Raw genomic sequence first — 17,889 nt, 5'->3', positions numbered from 1 at the left:
ATCTCAGGCCGCCTTGTTTTGCCGGGTCACGTCACCAGCACGATACAGCTGGCCAAATTCCGTATTCAGGAAGTCGTTCAGTTTAACCTGTTCCTGCCGGACGAACCCTTTCGAAGGCAGCGTGCCGGTGCGCATCAGGTCAACAACGCCCAGAATACCCGCAGCTGTGGTGACCTGAATGGCACTCCAGACCTGTCCGTTGATGGTGCGGGAAAAGCTCTTGTTGATCAGAGATTTCTCGCGCAGAACGCCGTTGATCATGCCCTTGGCCGTGCAATAGACCAGCACAACGTCCTGATCGGTGCGGGGCAGGGCGGTCTCGAAGATCTCTTTCAGCAGATCGCGGCGGCGTTCCAGTCCCAGATCGTGCAGCAACAGTTTCAGGATTTCACAATGGCCGGGATACCGGATCGTGCGATAAGACACGGCCCGCGCCTTGCCTTCCAGTGTTTCCGGCAGCGTGCCCAACCCGCCCGAGGTGTTGAAGCATTCGTATTCCACGCCATCGTGACCCAGAATCTCGTAATCTTCCAGCGGCGCGGTCTTGACCAGTTTGCCGTTCACAATGGCGTCGCAGGGATTGCAGTACTCGTTGATTAACCCATCGGTCGACCAGGTCAGATTGTACTTCAGTGCATTGGTCGGATAAAGCGGCAGCGCGCCCACCCGCATATGCAGGCTGTCCAGTTCATCAAACTCTGCGGCAAGCGCGGCTCCGGAGATACCCACAAAACCAGGTGCCAGACCACATTGCGGCATGAAAGCCGTCTCACTGCCTTCGGCCAGCTGGCGTACGGCCTCGGTGGCCGCGACGTCTTCGGTTAGGTCAAAATAATGCGCGCCCGCCTCTTTGGCGGCCTTGGCAATGTTTGGGGTAAGAAAGAACGGTGCCGCTGAAACCACGGCGTTAAACCCGGTCAGTTCCTTTGCCAGACTGTCCGCATCCCGGGCATCAATCTGCTTCGTGCCAATACCAAGCCTTGTGATTTCACCCAATGCTTTCAGGTCATGGTCGGCCACAGTCACTGTATAGTTTGGCGAGGCCCTCAGCAGCGTCGCGATCATCTGACCGATCTTGCCAGCCCCGATTACGCAAATATTCCAGGACATCAACGTCTCCGTAAATTTCTGTTCCTGATATTATGGTGCAAGGCTGGCCAGACATTTCATAGGCCGCAATTTGACGAAGTGATCGACTTATCCGACATTATGCCGGAATAATTGTCATTATGGCGTGACCGCCATCAGGGGTTGAAATCGGCCGGCACCCCGAAAGGAGGAGAGCCAACGCCGGTGCCCGTCAAGGAATGCAGAAATGCGACCAGGGCGGCGATTTCCACATCCGACAGCGTCACTGGCACAATGTCGATCCTGCTGCGCTGGCGTTCCATCTCGAACCGGTCGTCCCACACCACGAAATCCACCTCTTGCAACCAGGGGACCTTGGGCAACGCAGCCATGTCGGGTTTCCATTTGGCAAGGCTGGTCTGTGGGTCAAGATGGTGACGGATCATGCTTTCGAGATCCGCAAAAGCGCCGTTATGTCCATAAGGCGCAGTCAGGGCGACATTGCGCAGCATCGGCGTGCGAAAGCGATAGGCGTCTTCCACACGGTTGCTTTCCGCCATCCGCCCAACGTCCCGCGCATATGGATCCCATTGCCGGGTCCGACCCGGCCCGAATGGCGGCAAACCCAGCGCGTGAAACTTTTGGTCCGACATCAACGGACCCGCATGGCATGTCGCACATCGCGCTTTGCCATAAAACAGGTTCATCCCGTCTTTCTGGACGTCTGACAGCGCATCCATGTCCCCGGCCAAGTACTGGTCGAACGGGCTGTCGGTGCTGCGCCATTCAATGGCCATGAAGGCCGCCAGCGCGTTGGCGATCTGGGTGATTGTGATTTCTTCGGTGGTCTCGATATCGTCAAAAGCCGCGACTATGGCAGGGCCATAGCGCGGATCGGTCCGCACGCGTTTGGCAAGGATCGGCCAGCCCTTGTCAATCCTGTCGTGAACCGCGCCGGTCACCTGATTTTCAGCGACATTACCGGCCATCTCGAATTGCGCGGTCAGCGGGAATAAAGCCTGCGCCGCCAGAAGCGAGTTCAATCCGCCGGGCAGCCATTCCTGTGCTGGCGAATTGAACCCGTTGCCATAGAGGTCCGAGATGCTCAGGCGGCCATCGTGGAAAACGGTATGGATGTCCTTGGCCCCGAGGTTCCACAACCCCGGCGCATTTCGGGGAATGCGTTTGCGGATCCTGTCCGCCCCGGTGCCCGGCGTGCGCTCCGGGCCAAGACCCTGTCCGCCTTCGCCGATCCCCAGGGACAACCCGTCAGAGGTGCCGAAATCGGGGTGATGGCAATGGGCGCATGAAATGTTCAGATTGCCTGACAGGATCGGATCGTAAAACAGTTGATGACCGATAGCGGCCTGTTCCATATCAAATGGGATAAAGTCATCATCTGTCAGCGGGCGCGGCAGGTCCTGCGCCACCGCGGCCCCCGCCCAAACGAGGACAATCGCCCAATGCGCCAGTTTCTCTTTACCCTTTGTTTTCTTGCGACCCCGGCTCTGGCTGAGCTGGAACAGGCCCGTGACATGATGGAGGCCGGAGAGTTTGAAGCCGCGCGCGCGGAACTGCTGCCCGCCGCCCGGTCGGGCAATGCCGAGGCCGAGGAACTGATTGGTGTGATGTACGGGCTGGGTCTTGGGGTCGAGCAGGACCATGAAAGGGCGTTTGAATGGTATCTGCGTGCCTCGATGAAGGGGCATCCGGGGGCGCAGTCGGGGGTCGGCTGGTACTATGAACTGGGTCTGGGAATGCCCGCGCCCGATTTGGTGCGGGCCTATATGTGGTACACGCTCAGCGCCATTGGCGGCGATCCCGATGCGGCGATCAGCCTTGAGGAAGTGATCAAGAAAATGTCGCCGGAGCAGATCGAGAAGGCGCATGTTCTGGTCAACGACTACAAAGGGTGGATGTACCCGTTTCGATAAGGGCCGGGCCACAAGGCCCGACCCATCCGTTTAGTTCAGGTCCGCATTGCGCGAGGCGTTCACGTCCGCCTCAGCCGCCGCGACCGCTTCGGTCAGCGCGGCAAAGATTTCATCACCACGGGCAACATTGGTCTGGAACCAGTCATAGACAGGCGAAGCCGCAGCTTTGAACGCTGCCTTCTGCTCGGGCGTCGGGACATAAAGGTCGCCGCCACCTGCGACGAAGTCCTCATATGCCTGGATCGACTTGCGCTTGGGCGAGGCAAAGGTGGCCTGTTGCAGGGCGTAGAACCCATCGACAACGACCCGACGCATATCTTCCGGCATCGCCTGGAACTTGGCGTTGTTCATCCACCACAGCGCACCCATATAGGCGTGCCCGTCCAGGGTGACATACTGCAGGCCGGCATCCGGGAACTTCATGCCCATGATGTCGGTGATGCCGTTCTTTGACCCCTCGACAACGCCGGTCTGGAAGCTGGTGAAGAGTTCCGGCCACGGGATCGGTGTAGGTGACGCGCCCAGGGCCTTGACCAGTTCCTGCGGCAGGTCGGCAACGACGGTGCGGATTTTCAGACCTTCCATGTCGGCAGGCTCGGCGACGCGGTGTTTTGTGTTGGCGAAGTTGCGCCAGCCACCGGTGTTGCCGATGGTCATCAGGCGGATCGCGCCACCGGAATCCTCAAGCGCCATGTCGCGCATGGTGCGGGTGAAATCGCCCGACAGAACATGCTCGGCGATCCGGTCATCGGCCATCAGATAGGGCAGGTCCAGAACCTGCACATAGGGGAAGATGCCCGAGGCCCCGCCCGAGGTAGAGATATAGATATCGATGGTGCCATCCGCCACGCCTTGCAGGCATTCTGCACCGTTCGAACACAGCTGGGTGCCGATGAACAGCTCAACCTCGATGGCGCCGTTCGACGCCGCCTCGACATAGTTCTTGAAAACGATCAGACCGTCGTAATCCTCGTCATTTTCGTTCGAATTGGCTGTGGCGCGCAGCGTATAGTCAGCGGCCGTCGCCGCGACCACAGACGCGGCCACAAGCGATGTGGCAATCGCCGCTGTTTTTATGAAGTTTCCGAGCATGCGTTTCCTCCCTGTGATACTCAGTCAGTTTGCAAATCCCGTTATCCTCGGGATCGTCATGGATAGTGCGGGGATGTAGGTGATCAGAAAGATCACGATGATTTCGACAGCCAGGAATGGCAGGATCGCCTTGGCGATTGTTTCGACCCGCTCCCGCGACACGGCGGCGGCCACGAACAGCACCAGCCCCATGGGGGGCGTGGCAAGGCCGACGGTCAGATTGACGCTCATGATGATGGCGAAATGGATCGGGTCTACGCCGAGGCCAGTGAAAATGGGACCAAGGATCGGGCCAAGGATGATGATCGCGGGGCCTGCGTCCAGAAACATACCGACGATAAACAACAACAGGTTGATCAGAAACAACAGGATCAGCGGATTTTCCGACAGGCTGAGGATCAACGAGGCCAATTGTTCCGGGGCGTGGCTCAGGCTGACCACGGTCTTGAACGCCATTGCTGCGCCAACCAGCAGCAGCACCACAGCCGACGTCATACCTGCATTGCTCAGAACATCCGGAATTTCCCTCAGGGTCAGTGTACGCAGAACGAAAAATCCGATGATAAAGGCGTAGCCCACAGCAACAGCGGCGGCCTCGGTCGGAGTAAAGATGCCCCCCAGAATGCCGCCCAGAATGATCACAGGCGTCATCAGCGGGAAGAACGCCTTGAGGCTGGCTTTGCGCCGCTCATCCCATGTGTATTTCCGGCTGGCGACGGGAAAATCGTACTTGTCGGCCATGAACTTGATCATCACCATCAGGCCGACACCCACCATGATTCCGGGCACGATCCCCGCAAGGAACAAGGCGGCCACGCTTTCACCCATGACATAGGCATAGATGATCATAATGCCCGAGGGCGGGATGATCGGCCCGATCACCGAACTTGCGGCTGTGATGGCGGCGGCGAATTTTCGGGTGTAGCCCTGTTTTTCCATCGCCGGGATCAGCATCGACCCCAGGGCGGACGTGTCAGCCACCGCAGATCCCGAAAGGCCCGCGAACAGGATCGAGCTCAGCACATTTACATGCGCCAGCCCGCCGCGCAGATGGCCCATCAGGGCCTGGCTGAATTCGACAAGGCGGATGGTTATGCCGCCACGGTTCATCATTTCCCCGGCCAGCATGAAGAACGGGATGGCCATCAGCGGAAAGCTGTCCATGCCGTTGTAGACATTGCGATAAAGCAGGGTGATGTCATTCGTCTGTCCGTTCAGCCACAGCAGGATGCCGGGCGCCGCCAGAAGCGCGAAAAAGACCGGCAGGCCAATCAGCAGGAAAATCAGGAACGTAGGCAGGAACCAGATCAGCATCTATTCGGCCCCCATCGCTGCGTCGGGAATGTCCGGCAAAAGATGCGCGCCGCCAAGCAAGGTGACCACGGAACGCAGGATAAGCTCGATATTGACCGAGATCAGCAGAATGATGCCCACCAGCAGCGAAGCCATCATCCAGCTGCGCGGAATGCGATACCACTCGTCAAACCCAAGCGATGTCGGCAGGTACAGGGCGGCGGTGGCGAACCTGCCGCCAAAGCCCGTGACCTCGGACCAGCCGATATTGACCGCAACCAAAAGCACGGCCAGCGAGATCAGCAGGAGGAACAGATTGAGCGACAGGCCGAGCATACGCGGCAGAAACCGTTGCAGCATGTCGATAGCTACAAAACCGCCGCGCCGAAAGGCCGTCGGTGCCATCAACCCGGTCATCCACAACATGCAGAACCGTGCGGCCTCATCCGGCCAAGGCAGGGCGTTGCCCAGAACGTATCGGAAGAACACCTGAATCAGGATTGCGATGACCATGAATGCAATCGCAACAACGCCAACCGCGCGGCCCAGACGCAGCACGGTTTCGTTTACAAATGCAATCGGCGCAAGCACCGATGCCAGTCCGCCCATGCGGATCCTCCCTTGTTCAGCCGCAGGTGTGTCCCGCGGTCGTCAGATCGCGCTTAGTGCTGCGCGAATTGGCCCATTTTCCCGGCATAGAACGTCAGCGCGTCGCCGTCGCTCATGCTGGCCTTCAGGACTTTGCCCACCACGATCACGTGATCGCCCGCGTCGTGATAGGCATGTTGTTCGCATTCAAACCGTGCCAGACAATCCGACAGCAGCGGGGTGCCGTTTGCACAGCGCTCGTGCCGGATGTCGCGCAGGGCATGGGCATCTTTCGAGCAGCCAAAACACAGCTCAGCCTGCGCAGACGATAACACATGCACCGTGAAATGCGGTGCCGCGCGAAAATAGGGGAACCGGCGCGAGTTGCGGTCGCCGGCCCACATGATCAGTGGCGGGTCCAGCGACAGCGACGAAAAGCTGTTGGCTGTGATGCAGATCGGGCCATCACCGCTGTCGCATGTCACGATGGTAACGCCGGTTGCAAACCGACCAAAAGCATCCCGCAGGGTCCGGGTGTCGTCCTTATGTGGCACAAAGGTGTGGGTCATGTTTCTTGAGATTGCGTTCATCATGCTACCTCATGCCCCAGCGCCGCCTCGTACAGGCGGAACCAGGTTTCGCGATCAATTGTGACTTTCAGCGCGTCCGAGATGCGTTTGATACGGTTCAGGTTGTTGGTGCCCAGAACCGGCAGAATGCCCGCCGGATGAGCCAGCAGGAAGGCGACGGCCACAGCGGCCCGGTCTACACCGAACTCCTCCGCGATTTCATCAGCAACAACCCCGACGGGCGGGTTTCCGGCCATCAGCAGCCCACCCCCCAGCGGCGACCACGCCATAAGGTGGTGCCCATGCTGCTGGTGAAACGCCAGATCGCCATTGGTGAAAGGGGCGATCGCGCCCAGTGAGATCTCGATCTGGTTGGTGACCAGCCGGGTTTTCATCGCCGATTGCAGCAGGGTCCAGTCCCACGGGCGGAAGTTCGAAACACCAACCGCGCCCACCTTGCCACTGGCGACAGCCTCATCCAGCGCAGCCCCGGTTTCGTGGTGGTCCATGAACGGATCAGGACGGTGGATCAGCAGCAGATCGATGTGGTCGATGGCCATTTCCGACAGGGACATGTCGATGGATTTCAGGATATGCGCGCGTGAGGTGTCATAGTATTTGACCTTCGCATCGGAATGCCGCCCCACAGGTGCGACGATGTCACATTTGGTGACGATCTCCATCTTCTGGCGCAGGCCGGGATTGGCGCGCAAGGCGTTGCCCAGAACGGCTTCGGCCGCGTAACCGCCATAAATATCGGCCTGATCGAAGGTGGTGATGCCCTGATCAAGACAGGCCTGAATCTTGGCCTCGACATGCCCTGCCGAGGTGTCGCTATCGTCACCCAGCCGCCACATGCCATAGACAAGGCGGCTCATTTCCAGCGTCGGGGATAGTTTCACGCGTTGCATCAGCGGCGCACTCCGTTGCCCAGCGGTGTGGCCGGGGGTGTCTTGGGCACACGCCCGTAGGCTTCGGGAAGCGAGCAGGTTTTCAGATGCGGCATCACACGAGCACCGAAATGCATGGCCTCATCCATGTGCGGATAGCCTGAGAAGATGAACGCGCGAATGCCCATCTTCCGGTAATCTTCGATCTTTGACATGACCTGATCGGTTGATCCAACCAGTGCCGCACCACAGCCCGAGCGGGCGCGGCCGACGCCGGTCCACAGACCGGGTTCCACATACCCGTACTTATCCGCCAGATCACGATTCCTGGCCTGATGCGCTACGCCAAGCGACGTTGCATCCAACGCCCGTTCGCGGATCGCGCGGCCATAGTCGTCATCCAGTTTTGAAACGATGTAATCCGCGTATTCCTGCGCCTCGGCTTCGGTATCGCGAACGATCATGTGAACCCGCAAGCCATAGTCGAGCGTACGGTCATAATTTTCGGCCACTGCATGAACAGCTTTCATCCGCTCGGCCAGTTGATCCTTGGTTTCCGGCCACATCAGGTACACATCGCAATGCTCGCCGCACAGCTCCAGCGCCGAGGGCGAATAACCGCCGAAATACAGCAGCGGCCCGCCAGTCTGATAGGGTCGCGCCGGGTCGGTTGTCAGACCTGTAAAGTTGTAGACCTCGCCCGCATGGTTGATTTCCTCCTGCGTCCAGGCCTGTTTCAGGATCTCGACCACTTCGCGCGACCGTTGATAACGATAGGCACTGTCGGCCTTTTCGCCGGGAAAATCGGATGAAATGATGTTGACGGTCAGCCGCCCCTTCAACATGTGATCCAAAGTCGCGATCGTGCGGGCCAGCATGATCGGCTGCATCTCGCCGCAGCGCACAGCGGCCAACAGGTTGATCTTTTGCGTGATCGGCGCGCAACCGGCGACAAAGCTCAGCGTGTCCTGCCCAACCTGATACGATGACGGGCACAGGATGTTGCGGAACCCCTGCGCCTCGGCCTCCTTCACGATGGCCGAGCAATGCTCCCAGCTGGACCGCAGATCACCATCAGGCACACCCAGGAACTGATAATCGTCCGAACATAAGGCGGCGAACCACGAAACCTCGGCCGCATCCAGATCAGGGGATGTGATGGGGACGATGGTCATTTGATTCACGCTCCGTGCATCTTTTACTTTCCTCTTGCGTAGCAATCACATTGATGTAGATCAATAGTGTATCAATTTTTCCTGCGACCGAATGAAGCGCCTGAAATGCCCCCCAACACCCGAAACCCCAATGCCCTGCCTATCTACGTTCAGATTGCCGAGCTGCTGATCCGCGATGTCGCTGCGGGCCGCTTGATCGATGGTGAGCGTCTGCCCCCGGAACGCGATATGGCGGCCGAGCTGAACGTGTCGGTCGGCACGCTGCGAAAATCTCTCGCAGAGCTTGAGAAAAAAGGCATGTTGGAGCGTATTCAGGGGTCAGGAAATTACATCCGCGAGACCGGAACTCAGAACAGCGTCTACGCGATGTTCCGGCTGGAATTGCCCCAAGGGGGCGGGTTGCCGCGTGCGGATATCCTGTCCGTCGATCATCTGAAGAAACCTTCCGATCTGCCGGATTTTGGCACTTCAGACACCGGATCGCGCGTACGTCGGATGCGCTATCTGAATGACACAATCATCGCGGTCGAGGAAATCTGGCTGGACGAATCAGCCGGCCTGATCAAGCGAAGCCTGCTGTCGGACTCGCTCTACCGCTATTATCAGCACCAGCTGGGTTTCTGGATATCACGGGCCGAAGATCGCGTATCGATTGGCCAGTTGCCCGATTGGACGCCCGCGGTGTTCACCAAAGCCGCCGGTGAAACGGTGGGCTATATCGAACGGTTCAGCTGGTCGGACAAGGCCGAACCTGTCGAATTTTCCAAGACCTGGTTCGACCCGGACCGGGCCACCTATGTCCAACGTCTGAAGTAAAAGGAAACGCGCATGACCCGGACCATCAATTACGGGCTGATCGGATGTGGCATGATGGGGCAGGAACACCTGCACAACATCGCCCTGCTGGACGGCACGCGTGTCGCAGCGATATTCGAACCCGATCCCGGGATGGCAAAAGCCGCGCAGGCGATTGCGCCGGGTGCGGTTATGGCACGCTCGGTGCAAGAGGTGTTGGATATCGAAGACCTGGACTGCTTGGTCATCGCCAGCCCAAACCACATGCATGTCGACCAGATCTGTGAAATCGCGCAAACGCGCCCCTTGCCGCTATTGGTGGAAAAGCCCCTGTTCACCAACCCCCAGGACGCCGCAAGGCTAGCGAAGGTTCAGCGCGACTATCCACACCCGATCTGGGTCGCAATGGAATACCGCTATATGCCGCCCATCGCGACCCTGATCGACAAGATCGGGGACACAGGCGGGGTCAGGATGCTGTCGATCCGGGAACATCGCTTTCCGTTTCTGCGGAAAGTCGGCGACTGGAACCGGTTCAACCGCAACACCGGCGGCACCTTTGTCGAGAAATGCTGCCACTTCTTCGATCTGATGCGGCTGATCCTGCAATCTGACCCTGTGCGGATCACCGCAAGCGGCGGGCAGGCGGTGAATCATCTAGACGAAACCTACGGGGGTGAAACACCCGACATACTGGATCATGGCTATGTTCTGGTCGATTTCGCCAATGGCGCGCGCGCGATGCTCGAGCTGTGCATGTTCGCCGAAGGCGCCCGTTATCAGGAGGAGATTTCGGCCATCGGACCGAAAGCCAAGGTCGAGGCTCTGGTGCCGGGGCCGGGGCGGTTCTGGCCCGACCATCTGGGAACGCCGCCAGTGCCGCAGGTCATCGTCAGCCCGCGGGACCCCAAGGGGCCAATGTCGCAGGATATCCCTGTCGATCCCCGTTTGCTGGCTGCCGGAGATCACAACGGCTCGACCTATTATCAGCACAAGGGGTTTCTGGATCTGGTGCGTGGGCACAAGGCCGAACCGGATGTGACAGTGCATGACGGTTTGTGGGCGGTGCGAATGGGATTGGCGGCGCAGCAGGCCCTGCAAACCGGCGAAACGGTTCACCTTAAGCACCCTTAGACTGACACCAGGCAGGTTCAGGGCAGAACCCTCTGCGGCGACAAATGTGTCGCTTGCGGGCCAATCTGTCGTAAATCTGCTAGTGAAGCGGGGCGCATTAGGGGACAAAACTGTATGACCTGTCAGTGTATCCCCACCCGTCTTGATCGCCGTGCGACCGGCTGTGATCTGGTCGCGACGCGCCGGTAACCGCCCTTCGGGGCCGTTCTGCCTGCCTGCTTTCAGACGACAACGGAATACCTCATGACAACCGCTCTGCGCCTCGCCATCGATATTGGCGGCACTTTTACCGACACGGTCCTCGTCTCGGGTGATGAGACGATACTGGCCTCCACCAAAACCCTGACCACCCACCAGAACCCGGCAGAAGGCGCACTGGAAGGCGCGCGGCGAGTCATGGCGCAGACTGGCCGGTCGCTGAAAGATGTCACCGGATTCATTCACGGAACAACTCTGGCAACCAACGCGCTGATCGAACGGCGCGGGGCGGTCGTGACCACGGTCTGCACCGAAGGATTCCGCGATATTCTCGATATCGGGTACGAACGTCGGTATTCCCAATACGACATCAACCTTGAAAAGCCGGACATGCTGGTGCCGCGCGAACGCTCGTTGACCATATGCGAACGCATGTCGGCAGAAGGCGAGGTGCTGATTGAACTGGATGAAGCGCAAGTAGACCGGTTGCTGGCCGAGATTGACGCCAGCGGGGCCGAGGCGGTGGCCATCTGCCTGATGCACTCTTACGCCAACCCGACCCACGAACGGCGTTTGCGCGATCTTCTCGCGCGACACCGCCCCGGTTTGACCGTCTCGATCTCGTCCGATGTCAGCCCCGAAGCGCGTGAGTTTGACCGGCTCTGCACCACTGTGGCCAACGCCTATATTCAGCCGCTGATGGATAGCTATCTGACCCGGTTTGTGGATCAGTTCACGGCCGAGGGCGTAACCTGTCCGATCCTGATGATGACGGCAGGCGGTGGTATGTGCACGATCGACACCGCCACGCGTTTCCCCATTCGTCTGGTAGAATCCGGCCCTGCCGGTGGGGCCATTCTGGCCGCCCGCATCGCCGCGCGTGCCGGGTTGGATCAGGTCCTGTCATTTGACGTCGGTGGCACCACGGCCAAGCTCTGCCTGATCGACAAGGCGCGCCCTCAGACATCCCGCTCTTTCGAAATCGCCCGCGCGGCACGGTTCATCAAGGGGTCGGGAATGCCGGTGCGCATTCCGGTGATCGAGATGATTGAAATCGGTGCTGGCGGCGGTTCGATCACGGGTGTTGACCGTCTCGGGCGTCTGACAGTCGGGCCGAAATCGGCAGGCTCGGAACCCGGACCGGTCGCTTTCATGCGCGGTGGCGTCGATCCGACCGTGACCGACAGCGACATCACTCTGGGCTATATCGTGCCCGACACCTTTGCCGAGGGGCATATCCAGCTTGACCCCGATGAGGCAAAGGCCGCCCTGAGACGTGTGATCGGGGACAAACTGGGGCTGGATGCAACAGGTGCGGCAGATGGGGTCAGCCGCATCGTTGTCGAAAGCATGGCCAGCGCCGGGCGGATGCATGCGGTCGAAAGCGGCAAGGACCTTGGCCCGCGCACCATGATTGCCTTTGGTGGCAACGGGCCGCTGCATGCCACCCGCGTCGCCCGGTCCGCCGGGGTGTCGCGTATCGTGATCCCGCCCAATCCCGGTGTCGGTTCGGCGGTTGGGTTCCTGTTTGCCCCGGTATCTTTCGAAATCGTCCGCTCGCGCTATTCTCTGCTCGACAGCATGGACATGGACGGGGTGAACGCCCTGTTCGATACGATGATTGCCGAAGCAAAAGAGGTCGTCGCCCAAGGGGCAGGGGATGCACCCACCGAAACCCTGCGCACCGCCTTCATGCGCTATAGCGGGCAAGGGCATGAGATCGAGATTACGTTGCCGGACCGCGCCCTGACACGCCCGGATATCGCCCCGCTGACAGCCGCATTCGAAGAAGAATACCGCAAACAATTCTCACGTCCTGTGCCGGGGATGAAGATCGAGGTTCTCAACTGGGCCGTTCGCGTTGCCACCCCGGACAAAGCGGTGCCTACGGTGTTGGAAACGCCGGGCAAAACCGCATTTCAGGTCACGCAGACGCGCCCCATCACCTGTGATCTGGATGGCACGGTAAAACAGGCCGCCTTTCTCGCCCGCGCCGATATGCGCCCCGGTGACCATGTGGCAGGCCCCGCGCTGATCCATGAACCACAAACAACCACACTCGTTTCCGCCGATTTCTCGGCCGAGATGGACGCAATCGGCAACCTTGTCCTGATACAGGACCAGAAAGGAGGCGCATGATGACCGCTGATCTGTCCCCCGCCCGCCTGCAAGTGATGTGGAACCGTCTGCTGGCTGTGGTCGAAGAACAGGGCCAGACCCTGATCCGCGCAGCTTTTTCGCCCATCGTGCGTGAATGCGGTGACATTTCCGCCGGGATATTCGACGTGAATGGCCGGATGCTGGCGCAGGCCGTGACCGGAACACCGGGCCATATCAACACCATGGCCGAGGCCGTGCTGCACCTGCGCGCCCGTTTCGCGGTGCAGGACATGCGCCCCGGCGACATCTACATGACAAACGACCCGTGGCTGGCCTCGGGGCATCTGAACGACTTCCTGCTGATGATGCCCGCGTTCAAGGACGGCAAGGTGGTGGGCTTTACCTCCTGCACCTCGCATCTGGTGGATCTGGGCGGTCTGGGTATGGGACCTGAAGGCTCGGACATCTATGACGAAGGCCTGCTGATCCCGCCTTGCAAACTGGTCGAGGCCGGAACGCCCAATGCGCTGCTGATGGATATCATCCGCGCCAACTCGCGCGAGCCTGTGGCCAATGAGGGCGACATCTACGCCCTGATCGCCTGTTGCGAGGCCGGGGTGAACCGCCTTGTTGCGATGATGGAGGAGTTCGGGATCGAAGATCTGGACAGGCTTGGCACCTATATCATCGACACCTCGCGCAAAGGCGCGTTACAGGCCATCGCCGAGGTGCCCAAAGGCGTTTACAAAAACGTGCTGCACATGGACGGCTATGAGGCCGAGCTGGAGCTGCACGCGACGCTCACCGTGACCAAAGACGGGATGCATGTCGATTTCACGGGCACGTCCGGGTGTTCTAAGAAGGGCATCAACGTGCCTTTGAACTATGCGACCGCCTATACGGTCTTTGCCCTGCGTTGCATCGTCGGGCCGGATATCCCGAACAACGCAGGCTCGCTGGAACCTTTCACGGTGGACGGCCCCAAGGGTTGCATCCTGAACGCCCAGCATCCGGTGCCGGTGGCCATGCGGCATACGCTGGGGCAGGTCACACCGGATCTGGTTCTGGGCTGCCTGCATCAGGCGTTGCCCGAACAGGTGCCTGCCGAAGGGGCCTCGTGCATGTTCGACCTGCCAATGCGCCACGCTCCCGAAGTGGCGGCGAATGGCGGGCGCGAATTTGCCATCGAACCCGTTCACAATGGCGGCACCGGGGCGCGGCCCCACGCGGATGGCCTGTCTGCGACGGCCTACCCTTCGGGGGTGTTCGGCTCGCAGGTCGAAATAACCGAAAGTGTCGCCCCGGTGATCATGTGGCGACGAGAATTGTTGCCCGACTCGGGCGGCGCGGGCCAGTACAGGGGAGGATTGGGTCAGCGGATCGAGATGACGTCTGCCAACGATGCCCCCTTCATCGTCTTCCTGTCGGTCGAACGTCTGAAATTTCCGGCTCTGGGCCGCATGGGTGGCCTGCCCGGCGCGCCGGGGCGTATCCGGTTCCGCGATGGCGGCGCAGACATTCCGGGTAAGGGTGAGCTACGTGTGGAAAGTGGCGACTACCTGATCTTCGACACACCCGGCGGCGGCGGCTTTGGCGATCCGGCCGCGCGCGACCCAGAGGCGCTGGCGCTGGACCTCAGGCGCGGGCTGGTCACGGAAGAAGGGGCTAAAGCCTATGGGGGTGCCTCATGATCCGCGCAGTTGATCACATTCGTGCCATGGCGGCCTATGCGCTGGCCGATCTGGGCGCGTCGGACACTGTATCTCTGGCCCAGAATGAAAGCGCTTTCCCGGTCAGCCCTGCCGCAATTGCGGCGGGGCAGGCGGCATTGCACCGGATGCCGCTTTATCCCGATCCCGACTGGTCGGACCTGCGCGCCGCCATCGCTCAGGGGCACGGGGTACCAGCCGACAACATCCTGTGCGGTGCCGGGTCGATGGAGTTGATCGGCTGCCTGATCCGCGCCTATTCAGGGCCGGGCGACCATGTATTGGGCACGGATTACGGCTATGCCTATGTGGCCTCAGCCACGGCGCAGGTGCGGGCAGACTATGTGAAAGCGCGCGAGGTCGATCTGACCGTCTCGGTCGATGACATTCTGGCCGCTGTCACGCCTGATACCCGGATCGTCTTTGTCTGCAACCCCGGCAACCCGACCGGCACCCTGATCCCGAATGCCGAGGTCATCCGCCTGCGCGACACCCTGCCCGGGAACGTGCTGCTGGTGGTCGATCAGGCCTATGCCGAATTCACCGATCGCGATCACGACCCGGCTGAAATCTTTGCCCTCGTCGCACGTGGGGATACCGTGGTCATACGCACCTTTTCAAAGGCTTACGGTCTGGCGGGCGCGCGCGTGGGTTGGGGTCTGTTCCCGTCAGAGGTCGCGATTGAGCTGCGAAAGCTGCTCAACCCCAACAACGTATCGACCCTCTCTCAGGCCATGGCAACGGCAGCGATGCAGGATCAGCCCCACATGTGCGACACGGTTGCCAGAACCGCCACCATCCGGGATCGCTTTGCCGACGGGTGCCGGGAGCTGGGATTATCTGTTCCGCGCAGCCACACCAATTTTGTCCTGATCCGCTTTGCCGATGCCGCGACGGCGCAAAAAGCGGATGCCGCGTTGCGCAAAGCGGGTTTGCTCATGCGCGGAATGGGCGGCTATGGCCTCGCGGATTGCCTGCGCGCCACGATCTGCGACACGGCAGTGATGGAGCGCTGCCTGACTGTTCTGAAAGAGGTGACGTCATGACCTTTGAAACCCGGACACGGGCCAAAATCGGGGTGCTGGTGCCCTTTACCAACACCAATCTCGAAGCTGACATGATGCTGATGCGCTGCCCGGACACGACGGTGCATTTTCAGCGAATGGGTGGCTATGACGTGGATGAGATCCCCGGATCGGATCAGATGGCGGGTCTGGGGGCCTCGGATATCAGCCATGACCTCAAGATGATCTCGGGCGTTCGGCCCGATGTGGTGCTCTATGGCTGTACTTCGGCCACGCTGACCCATGGCCCGTCCTTTGACCACCAGCTGGCACAGGACATCAGGGCCGCGTCGGGGGCCGTGTGTATTACCGCCGCTGGGGCGCTTGTTGCAGCGATCCATGCGCTCGACCTGTCCCGGGTCGGTTTTTCTTCGCCCTATCTGGGCGAGATCAACACGCAGGCCATGGATTTTCTGACGCAGAACCGGATCACAACGGTGAAATGTGCCGATATCGGCCGCGAGCTGGGCAACTACGGGCAGGGCGAACTGACCCCGGACGAGGTTTTCGACCTTGCCATGCAGGCCGACCACCCAAAGGCCGAGGCCGTTATACTCAGCTGCACCGACATGCGCGCGGTCGAGGCCATAGACCGGATCGAAGCGGCCCTTGATAAACCTGTTGTGACGTCCAATCAGGCCATGATGTTTGCCCTGATGCGGGCGCTTGACCTGCCAAGGCACGGGACTGTTCCGGGGCGGTTGTTTGATCTGCTATAGCCTTGGGTTAGGCAAAAGCATGGAACCCGCCCCGGTCGGCTGCCCGCATCAAAGGCGGGAGCGCACCGGCATATGGGGCGGGTATTCCAGCCCACCCAACGCGCCGTGTCGCAGACGTGACTGTATTTACGTCGCAAAAGAACAAGATACCGCGCCTTCTACGCCATAGTCGGAATAAGGACCGCTCGGGATTGAAGCACATGTTGAACCAGCCGCACAGTCACGGGAAATTTGGCCTGCCCCGCGGGGAAACCATCTTAGGCTTGTCTGAAACATCATACGTTCACAAAATACAAAGGTGCCGCTTTTCATGAGCCAAATTTCGGAAAATCTGCTGAACCAGATCCGCGACCGTTTTGCCCAGATCGATCACTGCCCCGAACAGGGCGAGCGGATATTTTTCGAAAACGCCGGCGGGGCTTTGACACTGAAATCCGTGCTGGACAGCTCGGCGCGTCATGCCGCAATCCCCGACAATCAGGGGCGCGACAATCCGGGGTCTCATGCGCTGGTTGCCACGATCAACGCGGCCAAGGCCGATATGCGGGATTTCGTGAATGCACCCGGTGGTCAGTTCTTTGTCGGTGAAAGCGGCACCGAACTTCTGTTCCGGCTAATCATGAACGCCTGTCTGGGAACCGGTCCGGGGATTGTGCTGGGGTCGACACTGGAACACCCCGCCACACGGTCAGCCTGTGATCGTTGGGCCCGTATTGCCGGGCAGGCCCATGTGCTGGTGCCCCATGATGACGACACCGGCACCGTAACAGCCGGGGCCTATGCCGCAGCTGTTACCCCCAACACCAAAGTGGCGACAATCCTGCACACCTCACCCGTGACGGGCATGGGCGTCGATGTGGCCGCTGTTTCGCAGGCTATTCGCGCCGTGGCGCCAGACTGTTTCATCATTGTCGATGGCATCCAGCACGCCGCCCATGGCCAGATCGACCTCAGCGCGTATGACGTCGACGGCTACGTGATCTCGCCCTACAAGGTGTTTTCGCGCCATGGCTACGGCGTGGCGTGGATTTCCGACCGGCTGACGCGGCTCGAACACAATGCCCTGTTGGACGGTCCGGCAGATAACTGGGAAATGGGCACGCGCGATACAGGGGCCTATGCGACCATGTCCGACGTTGTGTCTTACTTCGAATGGCTTGGCAGTCAGGTCAGCGACGCCACCGACCGGCGTGCCAGATTTCTGGCAGCGGGCGAAGCCATCCACGCGCAGGAAAAGGCACTGACCGACGCGATGATCCACGGCACCGGCAACCTGAGCGGTCTGGCCGAGATGGAGAAGGTCACCATTCTGGGCGGTGCCGACAACCCCGCACGCGAAGGGCTGGTGTCGCTGCGCGTGCAGGGCGTGGCCTCGGCGGATGTCGTCAAACGGCTGAACGATGAGGGTATTCGCACCCATTTGCGCAAGGCCGACCATTACTCTGGCAACATATTGACACCGCTGGGTTATGACGCCTGCGTCCGGGTCTCGATGTGCCACTACAACTCGATCGCCGAAGTCGCCAGATTTCTGGCTGTCATGAAAGAAATCGCCGCCTGA

General features: G+C 60.2%; 16 protein-coding genes. 8 read left to right on the top strand and 8 right to left on the bottom strand.

Annotated elements, in window-relative coordinates; genetic code table 11:
• Positions 1–3: 3 nt before the first annotated feature.
• Positions 4–1,110 (bottom strand): saccharopine dehydrogenase family protein, encoded by a 1,107-nt coding sequence (locus ACR0DY_RS18585; RefSeq protein ID WP_480547540.1) that lies wholly within the window; start codon positions 1,108–1,110, stop codon positions 4–6.
• 134 nt (positions 1,111–1,244) lie between these two features.
• Positions 1,245–2,498, bottom strand: coding sequence for a cytochrome-c peroxidase (locus tag ACR0DY_RS18580; RefSeq protein WP_480488973.1), 1,254 nt, complete (start codon positions 2,496–2,498; stop codon positions 1,245–1,247).
• 33 nt (positions 2,499–2,531) lie between these two features.
• On the opposite strand from ACR0DY_RS18580, the gene ACR0DY_RS18575 reads away from it, so the two are divergent.
• The gene (locus ACR0DY_RS18575; RefSeq protein ID WP_267365609.1) at positions 2,532–3,002 is read left to right on the top strand and encodes a tetratricopeptide repeat protein; all 471 of its coding nucleotides are present in this window, start codon (positions 2,532–2,534) and stop codon (positions 3,000–3,002) included.
• Positions 3,003–3,032: 30 nt separating this feature from the next.
• Here the strand turns inward: ACR0DY_RS18575 and ACR0DY_RS18570 are convergent, their stop codons facing one another.
• Genes ACR0DY_RS18570 through ACR0DY_RS18545 form a run of 6 tightly spaced genes read right to left on the bottom strand, consistent with a single transcriptional unit; the run spans position 3,033 to position 8,609 of the window.
• Positions 3,033–4,094, bottom strand: coding sequence for a TRAP transporter substrate-binding protein (locus tag ACR0DY_RS18570; RefSeq protein ID WP_267365607.1), 1,062 nt, complete (start codon positions 4,092–4,094; stop codon positions 3,033–3,035).
• 24 nt (positions 4,095–4,118) lie between these two features.
• Positions 4,119–5,408: a TRAP transporter large permease gene (locus tag ACR0DY_RS18565; RefSeq protein ID WP_480477545.1), complete on the bottom strand. Its 1,290-nt coding sequence runs from the start codon at positions 5,406–5,408 to the stop codon at positions 4,119–4,121.
• The gene (locus ACR0DY_RS18560) at positions 5,409–5,996 is read right to left on the bottom strand and encodes a TRAP transporter small permease (RefSeq protein ID WP_480484795.1); all 588 of its coding nucleotides are present in this window, start codon (positions 5,994–5,996) and stop codon (positions 5,409–5,411) included.
• 53 nt (positions 5,997–6,049) lie between these two features.
• On the bottom strand, positions 6,050–6,565 hold the full coding sequence (locus ACR0DY_RS18555) for a flavin reductase family protein (protein WP_480484813.1): 516 nt from the start codon (positions 6,563–6,565) through the stop codon (positions 6,050–6,052).
• Complete coding sequence (locus ACR0DY_RS18550) at positions 6,565–7,455, bottom strand: aldo/keto reductase (RefSeq protein ID WP_480539941.1); 891 nt, start codon at positions 7,453–7,455, stop codon at positions 6,565–6,567. Before ACR0DY_RS18550 ends, ACR0DY_RS18555 begins: the two co-directional genes overlap by 1 nt.
• Positions 7,455–8,609, bottom strand: a complete 1,155-nt coding sequence (locus ACR0DY_RS18545; RefSeq protein WP_480488968.1) for an LLM class flavin-dependent oxidoreductase — start codon at positions 8,607–8,609, stop codon at positions 7,455–7,457. Before ACR0DY_RS18545 ends, ACR0DY_RS18550 begins: the two co-directional genes overlap by 1 nt.
• Before the next feature lie 105 nt (positions 8,610–8,714).
• On the opposite strand from ACR0DY_RS18545, the gene ACR0DY_RS18540 reads away from it, so the two are divergent.
• The 7 genes from ACR0DY_RS18540 to ACR0DY_RS18510 all read left to right on the top strand — a co-directional run bounded on the left by ACR0DY_RS18540 (position 8,715) and on the right by ACR0DY_RS18510 (position 17,889).
• On the top strand, positions 8,715–9,425 hold the full coding sequence (locus tag ACR0DY_RS18540; RefSeq protein WP_480488966.1) for a GntR family transcriptional regulator: 711 nt from the start codon (positions 8,715–8,717) through the stop codon (positions 9,423–9,425).
• A 12-nt stretch (positions 9,426–9,437) separates the two neighbouring features.
• Positions 9,438–10,538 (top strand): Gfo/Idh/MocA family protein, encoded by a 1,101-nt coding sequence (locus tag ACR0DY_RS18535; protein WP_480898915.1) that lies wholly within the window; start codon positions 9,438–9,440, stop codon positions 10,536–10,538.
• 243 nt (positions 10,539–10,781) lie between these two features.
• Positions 10,782–12,875: a hydantoinase/oxoprolinase family protein gene (locus ACR0DY_RS18530; protein WP_480898913.1), complete on the top strand. Its 2,094-nt coding sequence runs from the start codon at positions 10,782–10,784 to the stop codon at positions 12,873–12,875.
• The gene (locus ACR0DY_RS18525; RefSeq protein ID WP_480484801.1) at positions 12,875–14,527 is read left to right on the top strand and encodes a hydantoinase B/oxoprolinase family protein; all 1,653 of its coding nucleotides are present in this window, start codon (positions 12,875–12,877) and stop codon (positions 14,525–14,527) included. The genes ACR0DY_RS18530 and ACR0DY_RS18525 overlap by 1 nt, the downstream gene beginning before the upstream one ends.
• On the top strand, positions 14,524–15,591 hold the full coding sequence (locus ACR0DY_RS18520) for a pyridoxal phosphate-dependent aminotransferase (protein WP_480898911.1): 1,068 nt from the start codon (positions 14,524–14,526) through the stop codon (positions 15,589–15,591). Before ACR0DY_RS18525 ends, ACR0DY_RS18520 begins: the two co-directional genes overlap by 4 nt.
• A complete protein-coding gene (locus tag ACR0DY_RS18515; RefSeq protein WP_480898909.1) occupies positions 15,588–16,328 on the top strand; it encodes a maleate cis-trans isomerase family protein in 741 nt (246 codons plus the stop codon). Before ACR0DY_RS18520 ends, ACR0DY_RS18515 begins: the two co-directional genes overlap by 4 nt.
• A 310-nt stretch (positions 16,329–16,638) precedes the next feature.
• Positions 16,639–17,889, top strand: coding sequence for an aminotransferase class V-fold PLP-dependent enzyme (locus ACR0DY_RS18510; protein ID WP_480898907.1), 1,251 nt, complete (start codon positions 16,639–16,641; stop codon positions 17,887–17,889).

Source organism: Ruegeria sp. O6, assembly GCF_056535045.1.
The sequence above is the reverse complement of the archived record's forward strand: the minus strand, read 5'-3'. Positions and strand labels throughout refer to the sequence as shown.

Excerpts from the sequence above, each read along its gene's own strand:
- ACR0DY_RS18585 (WP_480547540.1), bottom strand. The coding sequence starts at position 1,110 with ATGTCCTGGAATATTTGCGTAATCGGGGCTGGCAAGATCGGTCAGATG.
- ACR0DY_RS18520 (WP_480898911.1), top strand. The coding sequence starts at position 14,524 with ATGATCCGCGCAGTTGATCACATTCGTGCCATGGCGGCCTATGCGCTG.
- ACR0DY_RS18545 (WP_480488968.1), bottom strand. The coding sequence starts at position 8,609 with ATGACCATCGTCCCCATCACATCCCCTGATCTGGATGCGGCCGAGGTT.
- ACR0DY_RS18560 (WP_480484795.1), bottom strand. The coding sequence starts at position 5,996 with ATGGGCGGACTGGCATCGGTGCTTGCGCCGATTGCATTTGTAAACGAA.
- ACR0DY_RS18535 (WP_480898915.1), top strand. The coding sequence starts at position 9,438 with ATGACCCGGACCATCAATTACGGGCTGATCGGATGTGGCATGATGGGG.
- ACR0DY_RS18525 (WP_480484801.1), top strand. The coding sequence starts at position 12,875 with ATGACCGCTGATCTGTCCCCCGCCCGCCTGCAAGTGATGTGGAACCGT.
- ACR0DY_RS18530 (WP_480898913.1), top strand. The coding sequence starts at position 10,782 with ATGACAACCGCTCTGCGCCTCGCCATCGATATTGGCGGCACTTTTACC.
- ACR0DY_RS18540 (WP_480488966.1), top strand. The coding sequence starts at position 8,715 with ATGCCCCCCAACACCCGAAACCCCAATGCCCTGCCTATCTACGTTCAG.
- ACR0DY_RS18570 (WP_267365607.1), bottom strand. The coding sequence starts at position 4,094 with ATGCTCGGAAACTTCATAAAAACAGCGGCGATTGCCACATCGCTTGTG.
- ACR0DY_RS18575 (WP_267365609.1), top strand. The coding sequence starts at position 2,532 with ATGCGCCAGTTTCTCTTTACCCTTTGTTTTCTTGCGACCCCGGCTCTG.
- ACR0DY_RS18555 (WP_480484813.1), bottom strand. The coding sequence starts at position 6,565 with ATGAACGCAATCTCAAGAAACATGACCCACACCTTTGTGCCACATAAG.
- ACR0DY_RS18565 (WP_480477545.1), bottom strand. The coding sequence starts at position 5,408 with ATGCTGATCTGGTTCCTGCCTACGTTCCTGATTTTCCTGCTGATTGGC.
- ACR0DY_RS18550 (WP_480539941.1), bottom strand. The coding sequence starts at position 7,455 with ATGCAACGCGTGAAACTATCCCCGACGCTGGAAATGAGCCGCCTTGTC.
- ACR0DY_RS18515 (WP_480898909.1), top strand. The coding sequence starts at position 15,588 with ATGACCTTTGAAACCCGGACACGGGCCAAAATCGGGGTGCTGGTGCCC.
- ACR0DY_RS18510 (WP_480898907.1), top strand. The coding sequence starts at position 16,639 with ATGAGCCAAATTTCGGAAAATCTGCTGAACCAGATCCGCGACCGTTTT.